Origin of the sequence: Streptomyces sp. NPDC088747, from assembly GCF_044751025.1 — a bacterium.
In the GTDB taxonomy this organism is placed as follows: domain Bacteria; phylum Actinomycetota; class Actinomycetes; order Streptomycetales; family Streptomycetaceae; genus Streptomyces.
In genome coordinates this window covers 123,109-140,161 of sequence record NZ_JBIVKZ010000027.1, presented here as the reverse complement: position 1 = coordinate 140,161, position 17,053 = coordinate 123,109, and the positions used below count along the sequence as shown (strand labels likewise).

The 17,053-nt window shown below is 69.4% G+C and carries 15 protein-coding genes and 1 pseudogene; 14 read left to right on the top strand and 2 right to left on the bottom strand.

All coding sequences use genetic code 11. The annotated features are described in order from the left end of the window. Positions 1-165 (top strand): annotated as a pseudogene (locus ACIP79_RS41195) (pyridine nucleotide-disulfide oxidoreductase); the annotation flags it as partial. Positions 166-336: 171 nt separating this feature from the next. Here ACIP79_RS41195 and ACIP79_RS41190 read toward each other — a convergent pair. Both ACIP79_RS41190 and ACIP79_RS41185 read right to left on the bottom strand, forming a co-directional pair. Further along, positions 337-1,173, bottom strand: coding sequence for a helix-turn-helix domain-containing protein (locus tag ACIP79_RS41190; RefSeq protein WP_401232801.1), 837 nt, complete (start codon positions 1,171-1,173; stop codon positions 337-339). Positions 1,174-1,510: 337 nt separating this feature from the next. Next, positions 1,511-1,819, bottom strand: coding sequence for a hypothetical protein (locus ACIP79_RS41185; protein WP_401232798.1), 309 nt, complete (start codon positions 1,817-1,819; stop codon positions 1,511-1,513). A gap of 431 nt (positions 1,820-2,250) precedes the next feature. Here ACIP79_RS41185 and ACIP79_RS41180 point away from each other — a divergent pair, with 431 nt between their 5' ends. The 13 genes from ACIP79_RS41180 to ACIP79_RS41120 all read left to right on the top strand — a co-directional run bounded on the left by ACIP79_RS41180 (position 2,251) and on the right by ACIP79_RS41120 (position 16,972). Further along, a complete protein-coding gene (locus ACIP79_RS41180; protein WP_401232795.1) occupies positions 2,251-2,850 on the top strand; it encodes a helix-turn-helix domain-containing protein in 600 nt (199 codons plus the stop codon). Next, complete coding sequence (locus tag ACIP79_RS41175) at positions 2,850-3,470, top strand: toxin (RefSeq protein WP_401232792.1); 621 nt, start codon at positions 2,850-2,852, stop codon at positions 3,468-3,470. The genes ACIP79_RS41180 and ACIP79_RS41175 overlap by 1 nt, the downstream gene beginning before the upstream one ends. Positions 3,471-3,580: 110 nt before the next feature. Next, complete coding sequence (locus tag ACIP79_RS41170; protein ID WP_401232789.1) at positions 3,581-4,660, top strand: DUF6545 domain-containing protein; 1,080 nt, start codon at positions 3,581-3,583, stop codon at positions 4,658-4,660. Then, positions 4,653-6,059 carry an NAD(P)/FAD-dependent oxidoreductase gene (locus ACIP79_RS41165; protein ID WP_401232786.1) on the top strand — a complete coding sequence of 469 codons (1,407 nt, stop codon included), beginning with the start codon at positions 4,653-4,655 and terminating at the stop codon, positions 6,057-6,059. The genes ACIP79_RS41170 and ACIP79_RS41165 overlap by 8 nt, the downstream gene beginning before the upstream one ends. A gap of 1,346 nt (positions 6,060-7,405) precedes the next feature. Continuing rightward, entirely contained in the window at positions 7,406-8,668 is a 1,263-nt protein-coding gene (locus tag ACIP79_RS41160; RefSeq protein WP_401232783.1) for an MFS transporter, read from the top strand. Between the two features lie 32 nt (positions 8,669-8,700). Then, a complete protein-coding gene (locus tag ACIP79_RS41155; RefSeq protein ID WP_401232780.1) occupies positions 8,701-9,087 on the top strand; it encodes a hypothetical protein in 387 nt (128 codons plus the stop codon). Positions 9,088-9,191: 104 nt separating this feature from the next. After that, positions 9,192-10,463, top strand: coding sequence for an MFS transporter (locus ACIP79_RS41150; protein WP_401232777.1), 1,272 nt, complete (start codon positions 9,192-9,194; stop codon positions 10,461-10,463). 28 nt (positions 10,464-10,491) lie between these two features. After that, positions 10,492-11,523: an L-histidine N(alpha)-methyltransferase gene (gene egtD, locus ACIP79_RS41145; protein WP_401232774.1), complete on the top strand. Its 1,032-nt coding sequence runs from the start codon at positions 10,492-10,494 to the stop codon at positions 11,521-11,523. Positions 11,524-11,588: 65 nt separating this feature from the next. Next, positions 11,589-12,863: an ATP-grasp domain-containing protein gene (locus ACIP79_RS41140; RefSeq protein ID WP_401232771.1), complete on the top strand. Its 1,275-nt coding sequence runs from the start codon at positions 11,589-11,591 to the stop codon at positions 12,861-12,863. 55 nt (positions 12,864-12,918) lie between these two features. After that, on the top strand, positions 12,919-13,752 hold the full coding sequence (gene trpA / locus ACIP79_RS41135; RefSeq protein ID WP_401232768.1) for a tryptophan synthase subunit alpha: 834 nt from the start codon (positions 12,919-12,921) through the stop codon (positions 13,750-13,752). Positions 13,753-13,773: 21 nt separating this feature from the next. Continuing rightward, positions 13,774-14,820, top strand: a complete 1,047-nt coding sequence (locus ACIP79_RS41130; RefSeq protein WP_401232765.1) for a GNAT family N-acetyltransferase — start codon at positions 13,774-13,776, stop codon at positions 14,818-14,820. A gap of 51 nt (positions 14,821-14,871) precedes the next feature. Next, positions 14,872-15,903: a hypothetical protein gene (locus ACIP79_RS41125; RefSeq protein ID WP_401232762.1), complete on the top strand. Its 1,032-nt coding sequence runs from the start codon at positions 14,872-14,874 to the stop codon at positions 15,901-15,903. Between the two features lie 925 nt (positions 15,904-16,828). Beyond that, positions 16,829-16,972, top strand: coding sequence for a hypothetical protein (locus ACIP79_RS41120; protein WP_401232760.1), 144 nt, complete (start codon positions 16,829-16,831; stop codon positions 16,970-16,972). The last annotated feature ends 81 nt before the right edge of the window (positions 16,973-17,053 follow it).

The following is a 17,053-nucleotide window of genomic DNA, read 5'->3' as shown; positions in this document are numbered from 1 at the left end:
ATCGCGCGCCGCTTCACCGACGTCTCCTCCCTGGAACGCGGCGCCCACGTCCTCCTCGCCCCCGGTGTCCTCCTCGCCGCCGTGGCCGGCCCCCTCAAGCCCCAGCTCACCGGCCCGCCGCTCACCGCCGAGGAATGGAAGGCCGCCACCGGCCACTCCAGCTGACCCGGAATCCGCCACCACCAAGTGAGATCAAGCGAGGCTTCCCCCGCCCAGCCGTACAGACCGTCACCTCAGCGTGAGGCCCGAAAGCGATGCGCTCCCCTGGCGTACAGGCTGAGAGTCCCGCCTCTGAGAACTCGCAGCGCACCGGCGTGAGACGTCTCCGTGCGGTAGCTACCGGCTGGGCTGGAATACCAGGAAGAAAAAGCGGGCTCCGGGGCTTCCCAGGGGCTGAGCTGCGCACATCGTCACTGTGCCGAGCTGCGAGGGGGAGTGGCGTTCACAGCATCGGTCCCTTTGGTCAGTTGATTCGTGCGGCGCGATGTAGCCGGAGTGCCTCATCTGACGTGTGTCGCCGTCCGGGTGAACGTAGGCGAGGTCGTGCCTGCGGTAGATCGGGCCCGCCACGGCGTCGTCGTTGACCTCGCTGTCCAGCTGCTGAATATCCCTGTTCTCGGGGTGGGCGGCGACTGCGGTGCGCAGCTGGGCGGCGACCGGCTTGGCCCAGTGTGTCTCCCAGTCCACGAGGTGGTGTTCGCGCGCTTCCTTGTGCAGCAGCATCCAGCGGATCAGGTTCCGCTCGGGCAGTCGTGGCGGGACGCCCGGGCGCTGGGGGAACATCCGGACGAAGTCGTCGTTGGCTTCCAGGATGTTCCAGGCCACGTCGCTGACGTAGCTGGGCTGGCCTGAGACGTTGCGGACCGCTTGCAGCCACGCCGGGGCGACGCTCGTGCCTGCTGTGGGGTCCATGGGCACCGGGGGTTCGTGCCCCAGGGAGTAGACGTACAGGGCGCTCCGCTCCGGTTCTTCCATGCGAAGCACTCGGGCCACCTTGTCCAGGAACTCCGCAGTCGGTGCCGTCACCTCGCCGCGTTCGAGGTCGGCGTAGGTGCGCTCGGAGAGCTCTAGGGCGTCGGCTACCTGGGCCTGCGAGAGCCCTTTGGGCCGGCGCCCGCGCCCGGTGCGCCGCGGCAGGCCCAGCTCGACCGGGTCGATCTGCGCTCGCTTCAAACGCAGAAGCTCCTGCAGCGCTTCCCTCCTGCTTTCGCTGATCACGCTGCACCTTCCCAGGGTGGCGGTGCATAGTTGCGCCTCGCCGGCTCGGTGGGTGGCCTGTCCAAAGCGGCGGTATTGAACGCCAGTTGCGGGCGGACTGTCAGCGCCCGGTGCGGTCGCCGGCCCCTCGGGCTGCTCAGCCTGACCCGCTGGAGAGCAGGGACAGGGCCTTGGGCAGTCTCCGCCGGTGTGGCTGCGCTGGTGGGTGTGCACTGCGCGGCGAGGAGTCCGGGGGAGCTTCGTCCGATGCGTATGCGCGCGACTCTGGCGTCAGCAGGGCGGAAGGCCGTGCTCACGCCGGGACTGCGGCCCATGTGACTCTCCCGCCCGCGGCGTCGAGGTACTGCCCCACGTGGTCGGCGAGGTCGTGCACTACGTACAGGCCTGGCTTCGACGACGGGCCGGGCAGGAGGCGGTTCATGTGCCCGACGGTCAGCCTGATGTGCGCTCCGTCGCAGGACAGTGCGGCCTCCAGTACGGCGCCGACCCGGCGTCGAGCGGTGACATCGATGAGCTCGGCGAGTACGGCCTGGACGTCGGACCCCACCTGGGCCGCGTACTCCCGCCTGCGGAGCAGACCGGGAAGTGCCGAATGGGCCACGCTCGTGGCTCGTTGGACGGACCTGTTGGGTGTGTCGCCGGGAGTGATGGAAAAGTCGAAGGAACGTGTCCCAGTAGAAGGCCAGTTGATGACGGGCAGCGCATCGCCCGCGCCGAGGGGTCGCACCGCACACTGCATCCCGCCCACAAAGTCATGCATATGTCAATTTCAGCCCCTTAGGGGAGGGTTCGGTGCTTCCGTAGACTTCTGGGAAGTGCGCGTCCGCCCGCGACCGGGGGGCGCGGCGGGCCGGACGTGCCGGTTCCGCTGCCGGGATCTTGCTACGGGGCAAGTGCCACTGTCAACGATCGTTTCTCGACAAGTAACGATCGTGCGTTTCTTGTGGGAAAACGATCGTTGCCTCAGGAGGTGGGGAGCCCGTACAGTGCGGTGCCGACAGGATCTACCGCCGACAACCCGGGAGTTCATCGGTGAGGAAGCCTCTGCCCGAGACTCTTCAGCACTTCGAAGCGCTCATATCGGCACAGGGCCTCGACAGGTCGGCCGAGCTTAATCCGCTGGCCCTGGCGCAGAAGATGGCCCTGCCGGTGGACACCGTCCGCCTCCTCATCGACGGAGGTACCCCGCCGACCGACACGGTCAACGACCGCGTGTGCGCGCGCATCAAGACGCTTGCCGACGCCCGGGCCGGCACACCACGAGACAAGACCGTGCTGGTCGCCGAGGTGGCGGAACGCCTTGAGGTCTCGCCCGCCTGGGCCCGTCAGGTGGTCGAGGGGAAGAAGACTCCCAACGTGGATGCCCTCCACCATCTGTCGGACTACTTCGGCGTGGAAGGGGACGAGCGGTTCTTCACCGCCTCCGCGGAGGACGCCCTCAACAGGTTCCTCGACGCACGCATCCAGGAACTCGAGGATCCGGCGGAAGACCCCCTGGACGCGGTCATGCGGGAGTTCGGGCTCGTCACCGCGGACCTGAGGCAGTACGGATCCATGACGAAGCCTCAGTTCAGAAACCTGCTGGGCGGCATCCTCAGCGGCCTCCGTGCTCCGTCCGAGGAGAGCGACTAATGGCCACCCGGAGCGCCATGAAGTCCCTCCTCGCCACGCTGAGCGAGGACGTCAGTTCCCTGGTCGATCAGCCGGCGAAGCCGGTAGACCTCATGGAGGCCTTCTGCCGCGCGATGTCCGGCACGTGTGGACGCCGCATCCGTCTCGTTTTCCAGATCTTTCCCCCGGACGCGCCCATCTCCGGCCTGCGACTGGAGTTCGCAGACGGCAACGAGATCATCGTCGTCGAGGAGCGCGCGGTCGACGAGGCCAAGCTCGTCATCATCGGACACGAGCTGTGGCACGTTTACCAGCGGGACAGTCACTGCGAACACGCATCGGGCCTGCAGGCAGCAGCCCGCGGCCTTACTGACCATGACAGGCTCGACACGCTGCAGCGGGCCGTGGACCACGTCCTGAAGGCAACAGGCCTTCCACGAGAGGGCGTTCGTGCCACGGCGGCGCGTTCCGACTCGGCCGACATCCGCGAAGAAGACGCCGAGACCTTCGGGCTCCTCTTCGGTCAGAGAGCCCGCGAGTTAATGGTGGGCCCCTACGCTCAGGGGCCCACCAGCTCGGCCACGAGGGAAGGCCGCATCAACCTCTCCCTCCTGGGGAACCGGGGCGGGCGCATCCGGTAATGGACATATCTGACCTGCACCTGTACGCTCTGCCCACCACGATTCTCATCGCGGCCCTCGTCCTGAAATCGTCGGCCTTCGTACGGTCCTGGCGCACTCACGAGTTACGCGTGACGTGGTTCGTCATGCTCGCGGCGTCCGGTGTCTTCGTCAGCGTGGCACCGGTGAGCCTGCATAAGATCAACACGGTGACCGGTGTGCCGAACTTTGCGGCGCCCTGGACGTACAGCCTCCTCATGTCGTTCTGCGGCGCCTGCATGGCCATGATCATCACCTGGCGTGAGGACCCGTCCGACAGGAGGCAGCGCCGGATCCGATTGGTCTGGGCCGTCCACGCTGCGATCATCGCGGCCCTGTGGGGCACGTTCCTGATGGCCGATGTCTCCACCGAGCGCATCTACGACCTCGACACCTACTACGCCAACACCCCCTGGATGCGCGAGCACATCGTGCTGTACCTGCTCGCCTACCTGGCCTCGACCCTCGTCGCGGTCTGGATGATCTGGACGTGGATCTCCGAGGTCTCCCGCCGCTCGCTGAAAACCGGACTCGTCTGCCTGATGGTCGGCTACGCATTCGGTATCGGTTTCGATGTCGCCAAACTGGTCGCGATCGGCGCCAGATGGTCCGGCACGAACTGGGACACCCTGAGCGTCGACATTGCACCGCCGTTCGCGATCCTCGGCGCCAGCCTGGTGGGCCTCGGCTTCCTGATTCCCGTCGCCGTCCCCTTTCTGGAGACCTGGCCCCGCGATCAGGTGACGTACTGGGTCCTGAGCCCGCTGGAGCGGCGTATCCGCCGGACCACCCCGGCGCTGACACGGGCACGCGTGCGCCGATGGGACCCGCTCGACCTGCGGCTGCTGGAGCGACGCCAGCGCGTACTCGACGGCGTCATCGCACTCGCGCCCTCCTTTGACCACAGCCTTTACGAACGCGCCTACCAGGCCGCATCCATCCGGCACAAAGACACGAAAGCCCGCGGACTTGCCGGCGCGATCGCACTCCGCGCCGCCCTCATCGACTACAGCCACGGCACCTCACGCGCAGCCGGCGATCAGCCCCCGCAGATCGGCCCGGAGATCACAGACCACATCGTGTCCATCTCGTGGGCGCTGCTCCACCCTCGCACCGTCAGCAGCATCCGCCAGAAGGTGACCAGCGTAGAAAGCGTGACAGCACATGCCTGACAGGCCTTCCGCCAGGCGGCCCACTGCGGTCGTCATCGGCGCCAGCGCCGCCGGGCTCTTCGCCGCGGCCGCCCTCGCCGAGTTCACCGACGTCACCCTCATCGACTGCGACACCATGCCGCAGGGCCCCCAGCCCCGCCGCGGTGTCCCGCAGGCCAGCCACGCCCATCTCGTCTGGAGCGGCGGCGTCGCCGCCGTCAACGACCTGCTGCCCGGCCTGGTCGACGAGGCCGTGGCCAGCGGCGCCCGCCTCGTCCCCATCATGGGGGGCATGGTCAGCCGTGCGCCCACCGAGGTGTGGTTCCGCCGGTACACCTCCACCCACCACCGCAACCTGGTGTGCTCACGCTCGCTCTTCGACCACGTCCTACGAGAGCGCGTCCTGCTCGACCCCCGGGTACAACTCCTCCAGGGCACCCGGGCACTCGGCCTCGAGGGCGACGCCAACGCGGTCACCGGCATCCGCGTCAAGAACGCTGCCGCCGAGGTCGTCCTGCATGCCGACCTGGTCGTCGATGCTTCCGGACGGGGTTCCCGGGCTCCCGCCTGGCTCGAGGAACTCGATCTGCCCGCAACCGAGGTGCGGGAGGTGGATGCGGGCGTCGCCTACGCGACCCGCCGCTTCAAATCCCCGGGCAGAACCTCCTCGATGCGATTTCCGCTCGTCAACGTCCAGGCTAATCCTGCAAAGGCCCCCGGTCAGGGCGGCATCATCCTTCCCGTCGAGAATGGGTGGATCGTCACCCTCTCCGGTACCCGGGGCGGTGAACCCTCCGGGGACGCGGACTCTTTCATCGATTTCGCACTCAGCCTCGGCGACCCCATCATCGGGGAACTGCTGAAAGAAGCCGAACCTGACGGCGGCGTCGTGACCAGCCGCAGCACGGCCAACCGGCGCCATTACTTCGAGAAGATGCCCCGCTGGCCCGACGGATTTATCGTCCTCGGCGACGCCATCGCCGGCTATAACCCCGTTTACGGGCACGGCCTCACCGTCGCCGCACAATGTGCGGTCGCGGTCCGTGACGTCCTGCGCTCCGCCAGCCTCACCGCTCACGGCACCGCCAGACGCCTGCAGCGTGCCGCAGCCCGTCCCGTAGGCGCCGCCTGGGAGCTCGCCATCGGGCAGGACGCCCTGTATCCCGACGCCACCGACACCCCGCCCACCCTCGCTCAGCGGCTCCTCGCCCGCTACGTCGACAAGTGCGTGAAGACCGGCGCCGCCAACCCCCGCGCTCTCGGCGCTCTCTTGGACGTCATGAGCATGGAACGCTCTCCGGCCAGGCTCTTCTCCGTGGGCATGCTGTGGCCCATGCTCATCGGACGGAAACAGGAACTCTTGCTCGGCCCGCCTCTCCGCGACGATGAACGCGATGCTGTGGTGAGCGGCCCGAAGTAGCCGGGCGACTCTCCACTTCCGACACCGGTGAGGCGCGGTGGCGGGCCAGGGCCGCGGTGCTGCGTCGCGGAGACGTCCTGGCCCCCGCCGGCCAGTATCCGGCATCCAGCGCTCCTGGGCTGGGGCCGTTGGTGAGCCCAGCGCCTTCCGGCGTCGGGCCTTTCAGCCGGTACGGAGAATTCGGCAATGGGCTCCGTTCTGCAGCGTAATGCACGTGCGGGCATCAGACGGAAGCGACTGAGCCCCAATTATTAGAGCGTGAATTACCGGTAATTCAGCCCCCGTTGATAGTCGCTCAAATGTCCGACAGGATAGGCGGCAGATTCCGAATCCGATTCGCCGGATGGCGGGCAAACACGGCTTTGGGGAGTGATTTCGTGCTGGACATCCAGACGCAGACGAGCTGTCGCCGCGCGGACGTGGACGACATTCCCGCGAGTGCCGTCGCACTAGCCGCGTCCATGCCGCGGACTCACCGCTCGGTACTCAGCACAGAGCACCGCGTCCCATATGGGAGAAGATTCCGGATGCTGTCTTCCCGGCGGAAAGCCTCAAAGCAACAGCAGAGGGACGCTCGTTCCCCGTGCCCCGCGGCAGCCGGGACCTCGCGCAAGGCCTCGCAGTTCCGTGTGCGATGACGGGCGAGGATGCTGTGAACCGCCCCGACGCAGGCAGAGCACGTGACCCGCCCGGTGGAGGCCCTGGTGGCCGATGCCCGGTCACCCCCGACACGCACGACCGCACACAAGCGCGATGGCCGCCCCTTTTGGCGAAGGAACGGCCATCACAGAACCACTCACGGCACCACCAGAACACGAATGCAACATCAGACCTGGTGGAGCTCCAGACGCGTGTACCAGCACGCGCCGTGCTCAGGATAGACGCGCCTGGGCCCGGAGAGGGAGCCTCTCCTCCGCGGCCGCCGACCCCTGACGCAGGAGCTCCCCGCCCGACACAAGGGGATGCCCGCGTGCCCCAGCATTCCGGTCAGTCTGCCGAGGTCCGCAGCGCATCATGCGCGTCGCAGCCATGGCCGCTGTCCGCGCCATCTCCCGCGTGACGCCGACAGCCGCACTTTCCGTCGCGCCACCCGAGGCAGCTGCGGATCCGGCTATCGCGCCATCCCCCTGATTCCGCGCGCTTTTTGACTCCCGGCCAGCGGCCCCCGCCCGGCCGGGACCGGCCGAGTTGTGAGCTGCGGCGGCTCCGCCTTCCTGACAAGGCGCTCGGCCACGCGTGGGGTGCTGTCGCCCCCGGCGGCACCCCACGCACCCTCCCCCCTTCTTCTCCTGACACGCGCCCGGGATCCATCACACCGAGGCCGCGTACCCCCCATGGAGTTGCCCGTGCCTGCTACCACCGTGCTCACCAAAACCCCACCACCACCGCCCGTCACACGGACCCGGCGCCGCTGGCCCCCTGTCATCTGGACTCTGCTCATCGGTTCGTTCGCAGTCCGTGCCGGCGGCTTCGTCTACCCCTACCTCACCTACCGGCTCGACGAGTTGGGCATGGCGACCGTGACGGTGACCTGGATCCTCGCTGCCTTCGGCGGCGGATGGCTCATCGGCCAGATCCTGTGCGGCGCGCTCGCCGACCGCATCGGGCACCGCACCACCCTCACTGGCGCCATGCTGCTGGCCGCGATCGCATTCCCCGTCCTCGGGATGGTCCACACGCCCCTCGCCGTCGGCATGGCCGCAGCGGTGTCGGGGCTCGTTTACTACGCACCCTGGCCAATCGTGTCCGCGGTCGTGGCGGACACCGTCCCCGACGAATCAGGGCGCGCACTGGTCAGCGGCTGGCGGCACTTCGCCATCAACCTGGGCGCGGCCACCACGGGAATCGCGGGCGGCGTGCTCGCCGGACCGATCGGCATTCCCGCCCTGTTCTGCTGCAACGGAGCCATTTGCGCGGCTTTCGCCCTGGTCGTCTGGCGAGTCCTGCCGTCCTCCGGTCCGACCACCCGGCGACAACGCGGCGGGCACCGGCTCGCGTTGCGCGATGTCCGGCTGTGGCTGCTGTGGCTGGCGAGCCTGTCCGCGCTCATCCCGGTCGCGGGCCTGTTCTCCATCCTGCCGCTGCTGATGGCTCGCGACGATTTGGCCGCCTCCGCGTACGGCATCACGCAGGCGGCGAGCGCCGCCGCGGTCCTTGCCCTGACTCCCCTGATCAATCCATGGCTCGCCCGCCGCGCCAGGAAGCAGGCGCCGATGGTGGGGATGATCGCGGGCAGTTCGCTGCTGCTGGGTGTGGGGATGGGTCTGGCGGGTCTGGCCTCCACCACCCTCGGCTACAGCCTCGCCGCCGCCCTCACCGTCCCGGGCGAGATCGTCGTCTTCGTCGCCGCCGCGCACGTCCTCAACCAGTTGGCGCCGCCCGACGCTCGCGGCCTCTACGCCGGGATCTGGGGCAGCACCCTGGCCGCCGCCGTCATCTGCGCGCCGCTGATGGCTGGCTGGGCCCTCACCCACGGCGGCGACCACCTCGCCGCCGCCCTCACCCTCGCCACCGGCCTGCTCGGCGCAGCCCTCTGCCTGCCGCTCGCCGCACTGATGCACCGCCCGCACCCGGCCCTGCACGAACACGCCCGTGCCTGCAGCACCTGATCCTCCCCACCACCGGAAGGAATGTCCCGACGATGAACCTGCCCCGCCTCCTTCGGCGCACCGCGCCCGTCGCCGCCGGCTGCGCACTCGCCCTCACCTTCACCACCACGCCCGCCTCCGCCAACAGCGGCTGGTGGTCCTCCTACTACGGCGGCGCCAAAGGGTATTTCACCTCCGACGGCGACAAGACGACGGCCTGCGATGTCAAGACCGACGGCTACCTGGCGCTCGTCCAGATCATTTCGATCCGCGGCAGCCTCCTCTACCGCGTCGCCGACACCTTCAACGACGGCAAGTGCACCTCCCGCGGCGCCTCCTCCTTCGACCTCCAAGAGGGCGCGCCCTACCAGATCTCGGTCTGCGTCGTGAAAACAGGCGGCGCACCGCGGCGCTGCCACGCGCACGACTTCACCGCCTGACCCACCGGCGACCTGCCGCCGCGGCCCAGCCGTTCAGTTGCCCTGCCTCTTCCGCACGGTGCCGGCACGTCCGGCTGCCGTCCTGAGCCCTGCCAGGAGAACGCGTGCTGACCAACACCTCTGGCCTGTCCTGCCCTGCGGCGGCCAGCCACCGGCCCATCGCTGCCCGGGCCGGTGGGCAGACCGCGGCCGGCGCGGTGTGCCGAGCTGTCCACTACGGGGACGTCCTGCGGGTGCCGCACGTCCGGCGGCTTCTCGCCGGAACGTTGATCGGCCGCCTCCCCAGTGGGATGGCGCCCCTCGCACTCCTGCTGACCGGCGCTCAAGACACCGGCTATGCCACCGCCAGCGGGCTCGTCTCCCTCTACCTGCTGTCCAGCGCGGTCGGCGGCCCGCTGACCGGCCACATGGTCGACCACACCGGGCAGACGCTCGTGTTCACCGCAGGCGCGATCGTGAGCGGCACGGCTCTCGTACTGGTGACGGCCGGTTCGTGGTGCGCGGTCGTCGGCGTGGTGGCCGCCGGAGCGGCACGGCCTCCGCTGGAGTCGGGGCTGCGCACACTGTGGGGGAGTGGCGCAGGGTCCATGCTGCCGACACGTGACCACCAGCGGGTGGCCTTGTCGCTGGAGGCCTCGGCGCAGGAACTGATCTACGTGATGGGGCCGCTGCTGGCGGCCTCCATCGCCTGGGCGGCATCCCCGTCGGCGGCGCTGTGGGCGACGGCCACGGCCGGCATCGCCGGCACTGTACTGGTCGTCACCGCGCCACCGTCCCGCGCCTGGACCGCCGTCCCCGGCCGTGCCGACTGGCTCGGACCGCTCCGCACAGCGCGCCTGCGGACGCTGTATGCGGCGATGGTCTGGGCCGGGGTGCCGATCGGAGCGCTCACCCCTCTCGCGGTGCAGGCCGCCACCAGGTCCGGGACGCCCTGGCTGTCAGCGGCGCTCCCGGCCGCGCTGTCGGCCGGCGCCGTCCTTGGCGGCCTCGGCTACGGATCGCGCACCTGGCCCGGCACCACCCGACAGCATCTGGTCGTCCTGTCCGGCGCCTTCGCCCTGGGCTGGCTGCCGGTCACGGTGGCGGGCGACCCCGCAACGGTGGTGGCTGCCACGGCTGTTCCCGGCCTCGTCATGGCCCCGCTGTTCACCGTGGCGGTCGTGATGACCGGCTCGCTGGCGCCGCCAGGCACCTCGACCGAGGCCCACGCCCTGCTGGTTGCCGCGCTGGGCATCGGCTGCGCCGCGGGAGCTGCCGTCGCCGGGCTGGTCCCCACCGTGGTGCTTCTGCCGGCCGGAGCCGCCCTCGCCGCGCTGTTGCTCGCCGCCCGCCGCGGCGCTTCCCCAGCTCCTGCCCAGAAGCCCCTCGCTCCCTGAGTCCCCCACCCTCCACGGAGGTCCTTACATGAGCCCGTTCCGTCTCACCCGCACCCTGCCCGGGGACGCCATGGACGCCGCCCTGCGCGCCGACGTCCGCCAAGGCCTCACCGGTATGCCCAAGACGCTGCCGCCGAAATGGCTCTACGACGCGCATGGCAGCGAGCTCTTCGAAAAGATCACCCGCCTTCCCGAGTACTACCCCTCACGCGAGGAGGGTGAGCTCCTGCGCTCCGTGGCTGGCGCGATCGCCGTGGTGAGCGGAGCGCAGACCCTGGTCGAACTCGGGTCCGGCGCCTACTCGGACAAGACGCGATACCTGCTCGGCGCTCTGCCGGGGCTGCACACGTATGTTCCCGTCGACGTCAGCGCGAGCGCCCTGCGGCAGGCCGGACAGGCCCTGACCGTCGAGTACCCGGACCTCAACGTGCACGCCTTCACCGCGGACTTCACCAGCGATCTTCCCCTGCCGGACACGACGCCCGGGCCCCGCCTGGTGGTGTTCCTCGGCAGCACGATCGGCAACCTGCTGCCCGCCGAACGCGCCACGTTCCTCACCTCCCTGCGCTCCCAGCTCTCCGAAGACGACACCCTGCTGCTCGGCACCGACCTGGTCAAAGACGAGGCGGACCTCATCGCCGCCTACGACGACCCGGCCGGGGTGACCGCCGCGTTCAACAAGAACGTGCTGAGCGTCATCAACCGCGAACTCGGCGCCGACTTCGACCCCGACGCGTTCGACCACATCGCCCTCTGGGACCCCGATCCCGAGCGCGAGTGGATCGAGATGCGACTGCGCTCGCGCGCCGAGCAGACCGTGAAAATCCCCGCCCTCGACCTGACCGTCGACTTCACGGGTGGCGAGGACCTGCGCACCGAGATATCGGCGAAGTTCCGCGAGGACGGCGTGCGCCGTGAACTGGCCGCCGCGGGCTTCGAGCTGCGCCACTTCTTCACCACCGAGGCCCACACGTACGGCCTTGCGCTCGCTGCCCCCACCGCGCTGCCCCGGCGCCACACCTGGTCGGCACTCCTCCAGAGCCCTTCGGTCCGCCCGTGATCAGCCACCGCCCGCCGATTGCCCGCGCAAGCCAGTTCTCCGACACCAAGGATGTGGCATCGCTCATGACCAGACGCACAGCCCCCGGCGCCCTGCTTCTTGTCGGTGCCGGCGGATTCGCCCATGCCTACCGTGAGTTCAGCCTGGCCCGGCTCGCCGCACACCCGGTGGTGCTAGCCGATTCCACTCCGCCCAACTGGGCACGCCCCTATCTGGCCCGTCACCTCCCGGTCGACCTCGCCGACGCGGAGGGCACCGCAGCCACGGTCAAAGAATTCGCCGCCCAGCACCACCTCGCGGGTGTCGTCACTTACATGGAGCACCACATCGTGCGGGCCGCGGAACTCGCCCAGGTGCTGGATCTGCCGGGCACCTCCCCGGAGTCGATGGCCGCCGCCCGCGACAAGGCCGCATCCCGGCGCCTGTTCGCCCAGCACGGCGTGCCCTCACCGAGTTCCCTCCAGGCCGCGAACGCCGAGCAGGCGGTCGCACACGCAGAGCGGCTGGGCTATCCGGTGGTCGTGAAACCGCGCGCCATGGGCGGCAGCGCCGGCGTCGTCCGCGCGGACACTGCCGCACAGGTGCGGCACGCGTTCGGCCGCGCGAGCCGCGAAACCGTACTCGGCCTGGACCAGTACGCCGTGCGCGGTGTCCTGGTGGAGGAATTCCTTCACGGCCCGGAGGTCTCCGCCGAGACCGTGGTCCTGGGACCGGACGACATTCGGATCGCGGCCGTCACCCGCAAACACCTCGGCCCGGAGCCGGTGTTCCAGGAGTACGGGCACACCGTCGACGCCGCCGACGAACTCCAGCACGACTCAGTCCTTGCCGACGTTGTCGCCGCCGCGGTCCAGGCCCTGGGCATCACCCTGGGGGTGCTGCACGTGGAGCTGCGCCTCACCGTTGGCGGCCCCCGCGTGGTCGAGGTCAACGGACGGGTCGGCGGCGACCTCATCCCGCTGCTCGTCCACGCCGCGACGGGAATCGACCTGCTGCGCGTGGCAGCCGCCCTCGCCACCGGCGCCACCCCCGAACTGGAACCCCGTCGGCAGCGGGCCGCCAAGATCTCCTTCGCCTACCCGGACAGCAGCGGCACCGTCGAGCGGCTCGCCGTACCCGGAGCGGTCATCAACCAGGCGTGCGCCGAGCGGTTCGTGTGGACACGCCAGGTCGGCGACACCGTGTCCGCCCACCCCAACGCCGCCATCGGCGACCGCCTGGCGCACTGGGTTGTCATCGGCGCCAACGCCCGGGAGTGCGACGCGCGCACGGACCTGATCTCCGAGCACCTCACGGCCGTCATCGCCCCCACCCCACGCACCACCACCTGCGCGCACTGACTCCGCCCCATGCCCCACCGCCCCGCTGTCCGTACACGATCCGGAGCCCGCCGCCATGTTTCCGTTCACGCAGCAGTCCCGGTCCAGCACGCGCCTGGACCGGGTGCTCGAGACGAGCCGCGTTCAGGGACGAGTGGCCCTCGGCCTGTATCTGCCGGTCGGCTACCCCACCCCCGCGACCGGCTTGAACGCCCTGCACCTGCTCGCGCAGACCGCGGACGTGATCGAGCTGGGCGTGCCGTACCGCGACGGCGTGCTGGACGGGCCGGTCTTCCAGCAGGCGTCCCACACGGCACTGAACGCCGGTTTCCGGATGGAGCATCTGTTCGAGGCGGCGCGGGAACTGTCGGCCACCTCGCCGACCGCACTGCTGGTGATGTCGTACTGGCAGCCCCTGCACGCCTACGGACCGGCCCGCTTCCCCCGCGAAGCCGCGGCCGCGGGCATCGACGGTGTCCTCGTCCCGGACCTGCCCCTCGAGGAAGCAGCACTGTGGCTGGCTGCCGCCCGCACCAGCGGCATCGCCACCATTCCCCTCGTCTCCCGCCGCACTGCGCCCGCCCGCCTGGCCCGCATCGTCGCCGAAGCCACCGGCATGCTCTACGCCCCGGCCACCGACGGTGTGACCGGCAACTCCCAGCCCCTCAGCCCGCATCTGCCCGACCTCATCGCCCGCCTGCACCTCCTCACCAGCCTGCCCGTGGCCGCCGGGATCGGGATCTCCACCCCCGCACAGGCCCGGACCGCCGCCGCCTGGGCCGACGTCGTGATGGTCGGCTCCGCCGTCATGCGCCGCATACAGGCCAGCCCCCACGCCCCGACCGCCGCCGCAGCCGCTGCGGCCCGCGACTTCGCGGCCGCCCTGCGCCCCGTCTCCCGTCCCGCCTGAGCCCTCCCGAGGACACCGACCATGACCCTTTCCGTCCGCGAGTACGCCGGTTCTGAGGCAGTCGACTTCCTCACCCGGCGATGGCGCGACCTGTACGTACAGGATCCGCTGGCCACACCCTTCCAGTCCCCAGCCTGGCTGACCGGCTGGGCCCACCAACTTCCCCCCACCACAAGCCCGTTCATCCTCGCGGCCACCAGTGCATCCGGGCGCCCCCTGGCGGCACTCGCCCTGGCCCGCCGTGACAGCACTGCCGGCAGCCGCTTCGTCCCCCTGTCCGCGCCCCACGCCCACTACGTCCGCGCCGTCGGCCCGCACGCCGACGACCCGGCCGTCGCCCGGGCCTTAGCCATCCAACTGCTGCTCTTCGCCGAGATCGGCGCCGCCGCCATCGACGTGACAGATGTACCTTCCACCAGCGCCCTGGCCCACTACCTCAGCGCGGTGTGCGAGGACGACACCTGGGACTGCACCACCAAGGCCTCCGCCGCCATCGAACTCCCCGTCGACTACAGCACGCTGTCCCGCTCCGCCCAGCGCGAGCATCAACGCCGCCTGCGCACCTGGACACGCCTCACCCGCGACCACACCGTCACCTACCACCGCACCCGGCACACCCAAGACCTGCTGACCGCGTGCAACACCCTGTGCGACCTGCACCGGCGCCGCCGCCCCGGCCAGCCTCACCCGCACACCAGCACCGACATCCCAAAAGCCAGGCAGTGGCGGTCCGTTCTGCGAAACCTCGACGCGCACCATGCATGCATCGCAACCCTCTCCGTCGACGGCCAGGTCCTCGCTGGCCAACTACTCCTGACCAGCAGCCAGACCCGGGAAAGCGCGCGCTGCTCCTTCTCCCTCATCCCCGCGGCAGATCCCGCCTACCGCCACCTCGCCCCCGGCCACGCCCTGCTCCGTCACCTCGTCGCCGAACTGCCCGCCGAGGGCATCTACGCCCTTCATCTGGGCCGCGTCGCCCCCAACTTGCGCACGTACCGCGCGCCGCACCGGGCGCACTGGACGAACACCCTGTCCGCGGCCACCACCCGCCAGGGCGCGACCGCCTAGATCCCCCCGAAGCCCGCCCCGTCCCATCGTCTCCAGGAGGAATCCACCACCATGCGACCCACCTTCCCCGCCACCGCCCTCCGGCGTCTGAGCCTGCTCAGCATCGGCATGACCACCACGTTCACCCTCACCGCGTGCAGTGCAGCCCCCTCAGGCGATGCCGCCACCTCCGGCCGCAGCGTGACCCCGACCGCGCACGCCGCCCCCAAGGGAGTGGTCACGGTGGAGGTCGCGAACGCCACGCTGAACGCCTATGAAAAGTCCAACAACCGCGCGAACAAGACACGGGACCGGGCCCTTCTGGCCACGGTCGAGGGCGGGCAGCTTTTCGAGCAGTCCCAAGCCGACTACCGGCAGCTGAAGACCTGGCCCCTACAGGAACAGAAGGAGTACGGCAGCGCCTTCTCCTACGCCAACCGCACATGGTTCGTGCCGGCGAAAGGCACCGCCAGCTGGTTCGCCGCCACCGCCACCTCCACCTACGGGCCCAAGAACTCCAGCCTGATGATCTTCGACAAGGTCGGCGGCACCTACAAGCTGGTCGCCTCCCTCTGGTCCACCGGCGCAAATCCGCCACCCGCGATCGCCACCGACCAGCACGGCCTCGCCGAGGCCGTCGACCCCTCCCAACACGTCGGAGCCCTCGCCCCCACAGAACTCCCCGCCGCCTTCGCCGACCTGTACGCAACCGGCGGCAAGAACAGCGGATCCAAACTCACCCCCACCAAGATCACCAAGGCGGCCATCAGCGCCTACACAAACCGCGACAAGGGCGCCAACTCCGCCTACGCCACAAAGAAGTACTTCCCCGCACAGCCGGCACACGAGGCGGTGTACGCACTGCGCCTGGCCGACGGCGGCGTCCTCACCGTCTTCCCCACCGCATTCACCTCCGAGTTCATGCTCCGGCCCCCGTACATGAGCAACCACAAGATCAACCCGAGCGACAGAGAATCCGTCTACAACAGCACCAGCCGCGTCCTGGTCACCAACGAATACCAAGGCCAGGCCTACGCCACCCTGACACCGACCGGCGAACCCCGCGTCCTCGGCTACGAAAGCCGACTGGTGGACTCACGATGATCCCCACCCACCCCAGCCACGCCCGCACTCCACTCTCCCAAGCGGACGCCCGCTCATGACGAACCGACCGACACCGCGCCCGCCTTCCGACGACGACGGCCTTCCTCCGTACCCAGCCCCGCCCTGGTACGCCACACCGATCCCCGTCAGCACAGACCGGCCGGACGGCGCGCCGATCCCCTGGCACGCAGTCGGCCAGGAAACTCCACCACCGCCGCACTGCCACATCTGTCTGGCGCAGCCCGTCGCCGCGGAGGAGATCAGGTCCCACACCGGATTGATCTTCATCTTGGGCCGTACACGCACGATCACTGAGCCACTGTGCCGACAGTGTGGCATCGCTCTCGTACGCACCATGACGACGAGAACCCTGTGGCAGGGATGGTGGAGCATACTCAGTCTGCTCTTCCACGCGCCTGCGGCGCTGGTCAAAAACGCCGTTGCCTACCGGCGGTTCCGGAATCTGCCAGCCTCACTGCCACCGCCCGGACGAAGGTCCCTCCCACCGGGAAAGCCCATCCTGCGGCGCCCCCAAGCCTACGTGGCACTCCTGCCGCTCGCCGGAATACTCGCTCTGGCCACCGAGCTGATCAGGACGGCCTAACCAGCCGCTTCCGCGACCGAGACCCGAAGACAGCAAATGAAAGGGGCGGCCCGGCCTGCGCAGGCCGGGCCGCCCCGTCGGCCAGTCCGCCCGCCAGAATGAGGGATGTGCTGACGAGGTCGCTGGCCTTCAGAGCACCCTGGCCCAGATGTGATCAGCGGGAGGGCGCAGCATCCAGCGGCCACGGTCGGCAGCAGCAGGACGAGCGGCCACCGCTTCATGCGGCGCCAGGGTGCGGCCGGTCATGGCTGGCCTCGCTAACTGCCCGTGTTTCTGCAGGAGCGATTCGAACAGGTGGAACGACGGCCGTAGCATCAGCGGATGTTGGGCGAGGCGTACGGCCGACTGTCCGCGTATTTCGACCACGGAGACATCGAGCAGGCGTTGAAGCAGCTCGACTGGATGAGGGCGGAGGCGCAGTTCTTCGCGAACCATCCGGACTTCCCCGGGTCGGCCGATGGGTAGGATCGGTTCCAGGCAGTCACCCACTCGTCGTAGGTCTCTTTCGTATCCTCAGTTAGCGATTTCTCCCCAAAGCCAGCCGTA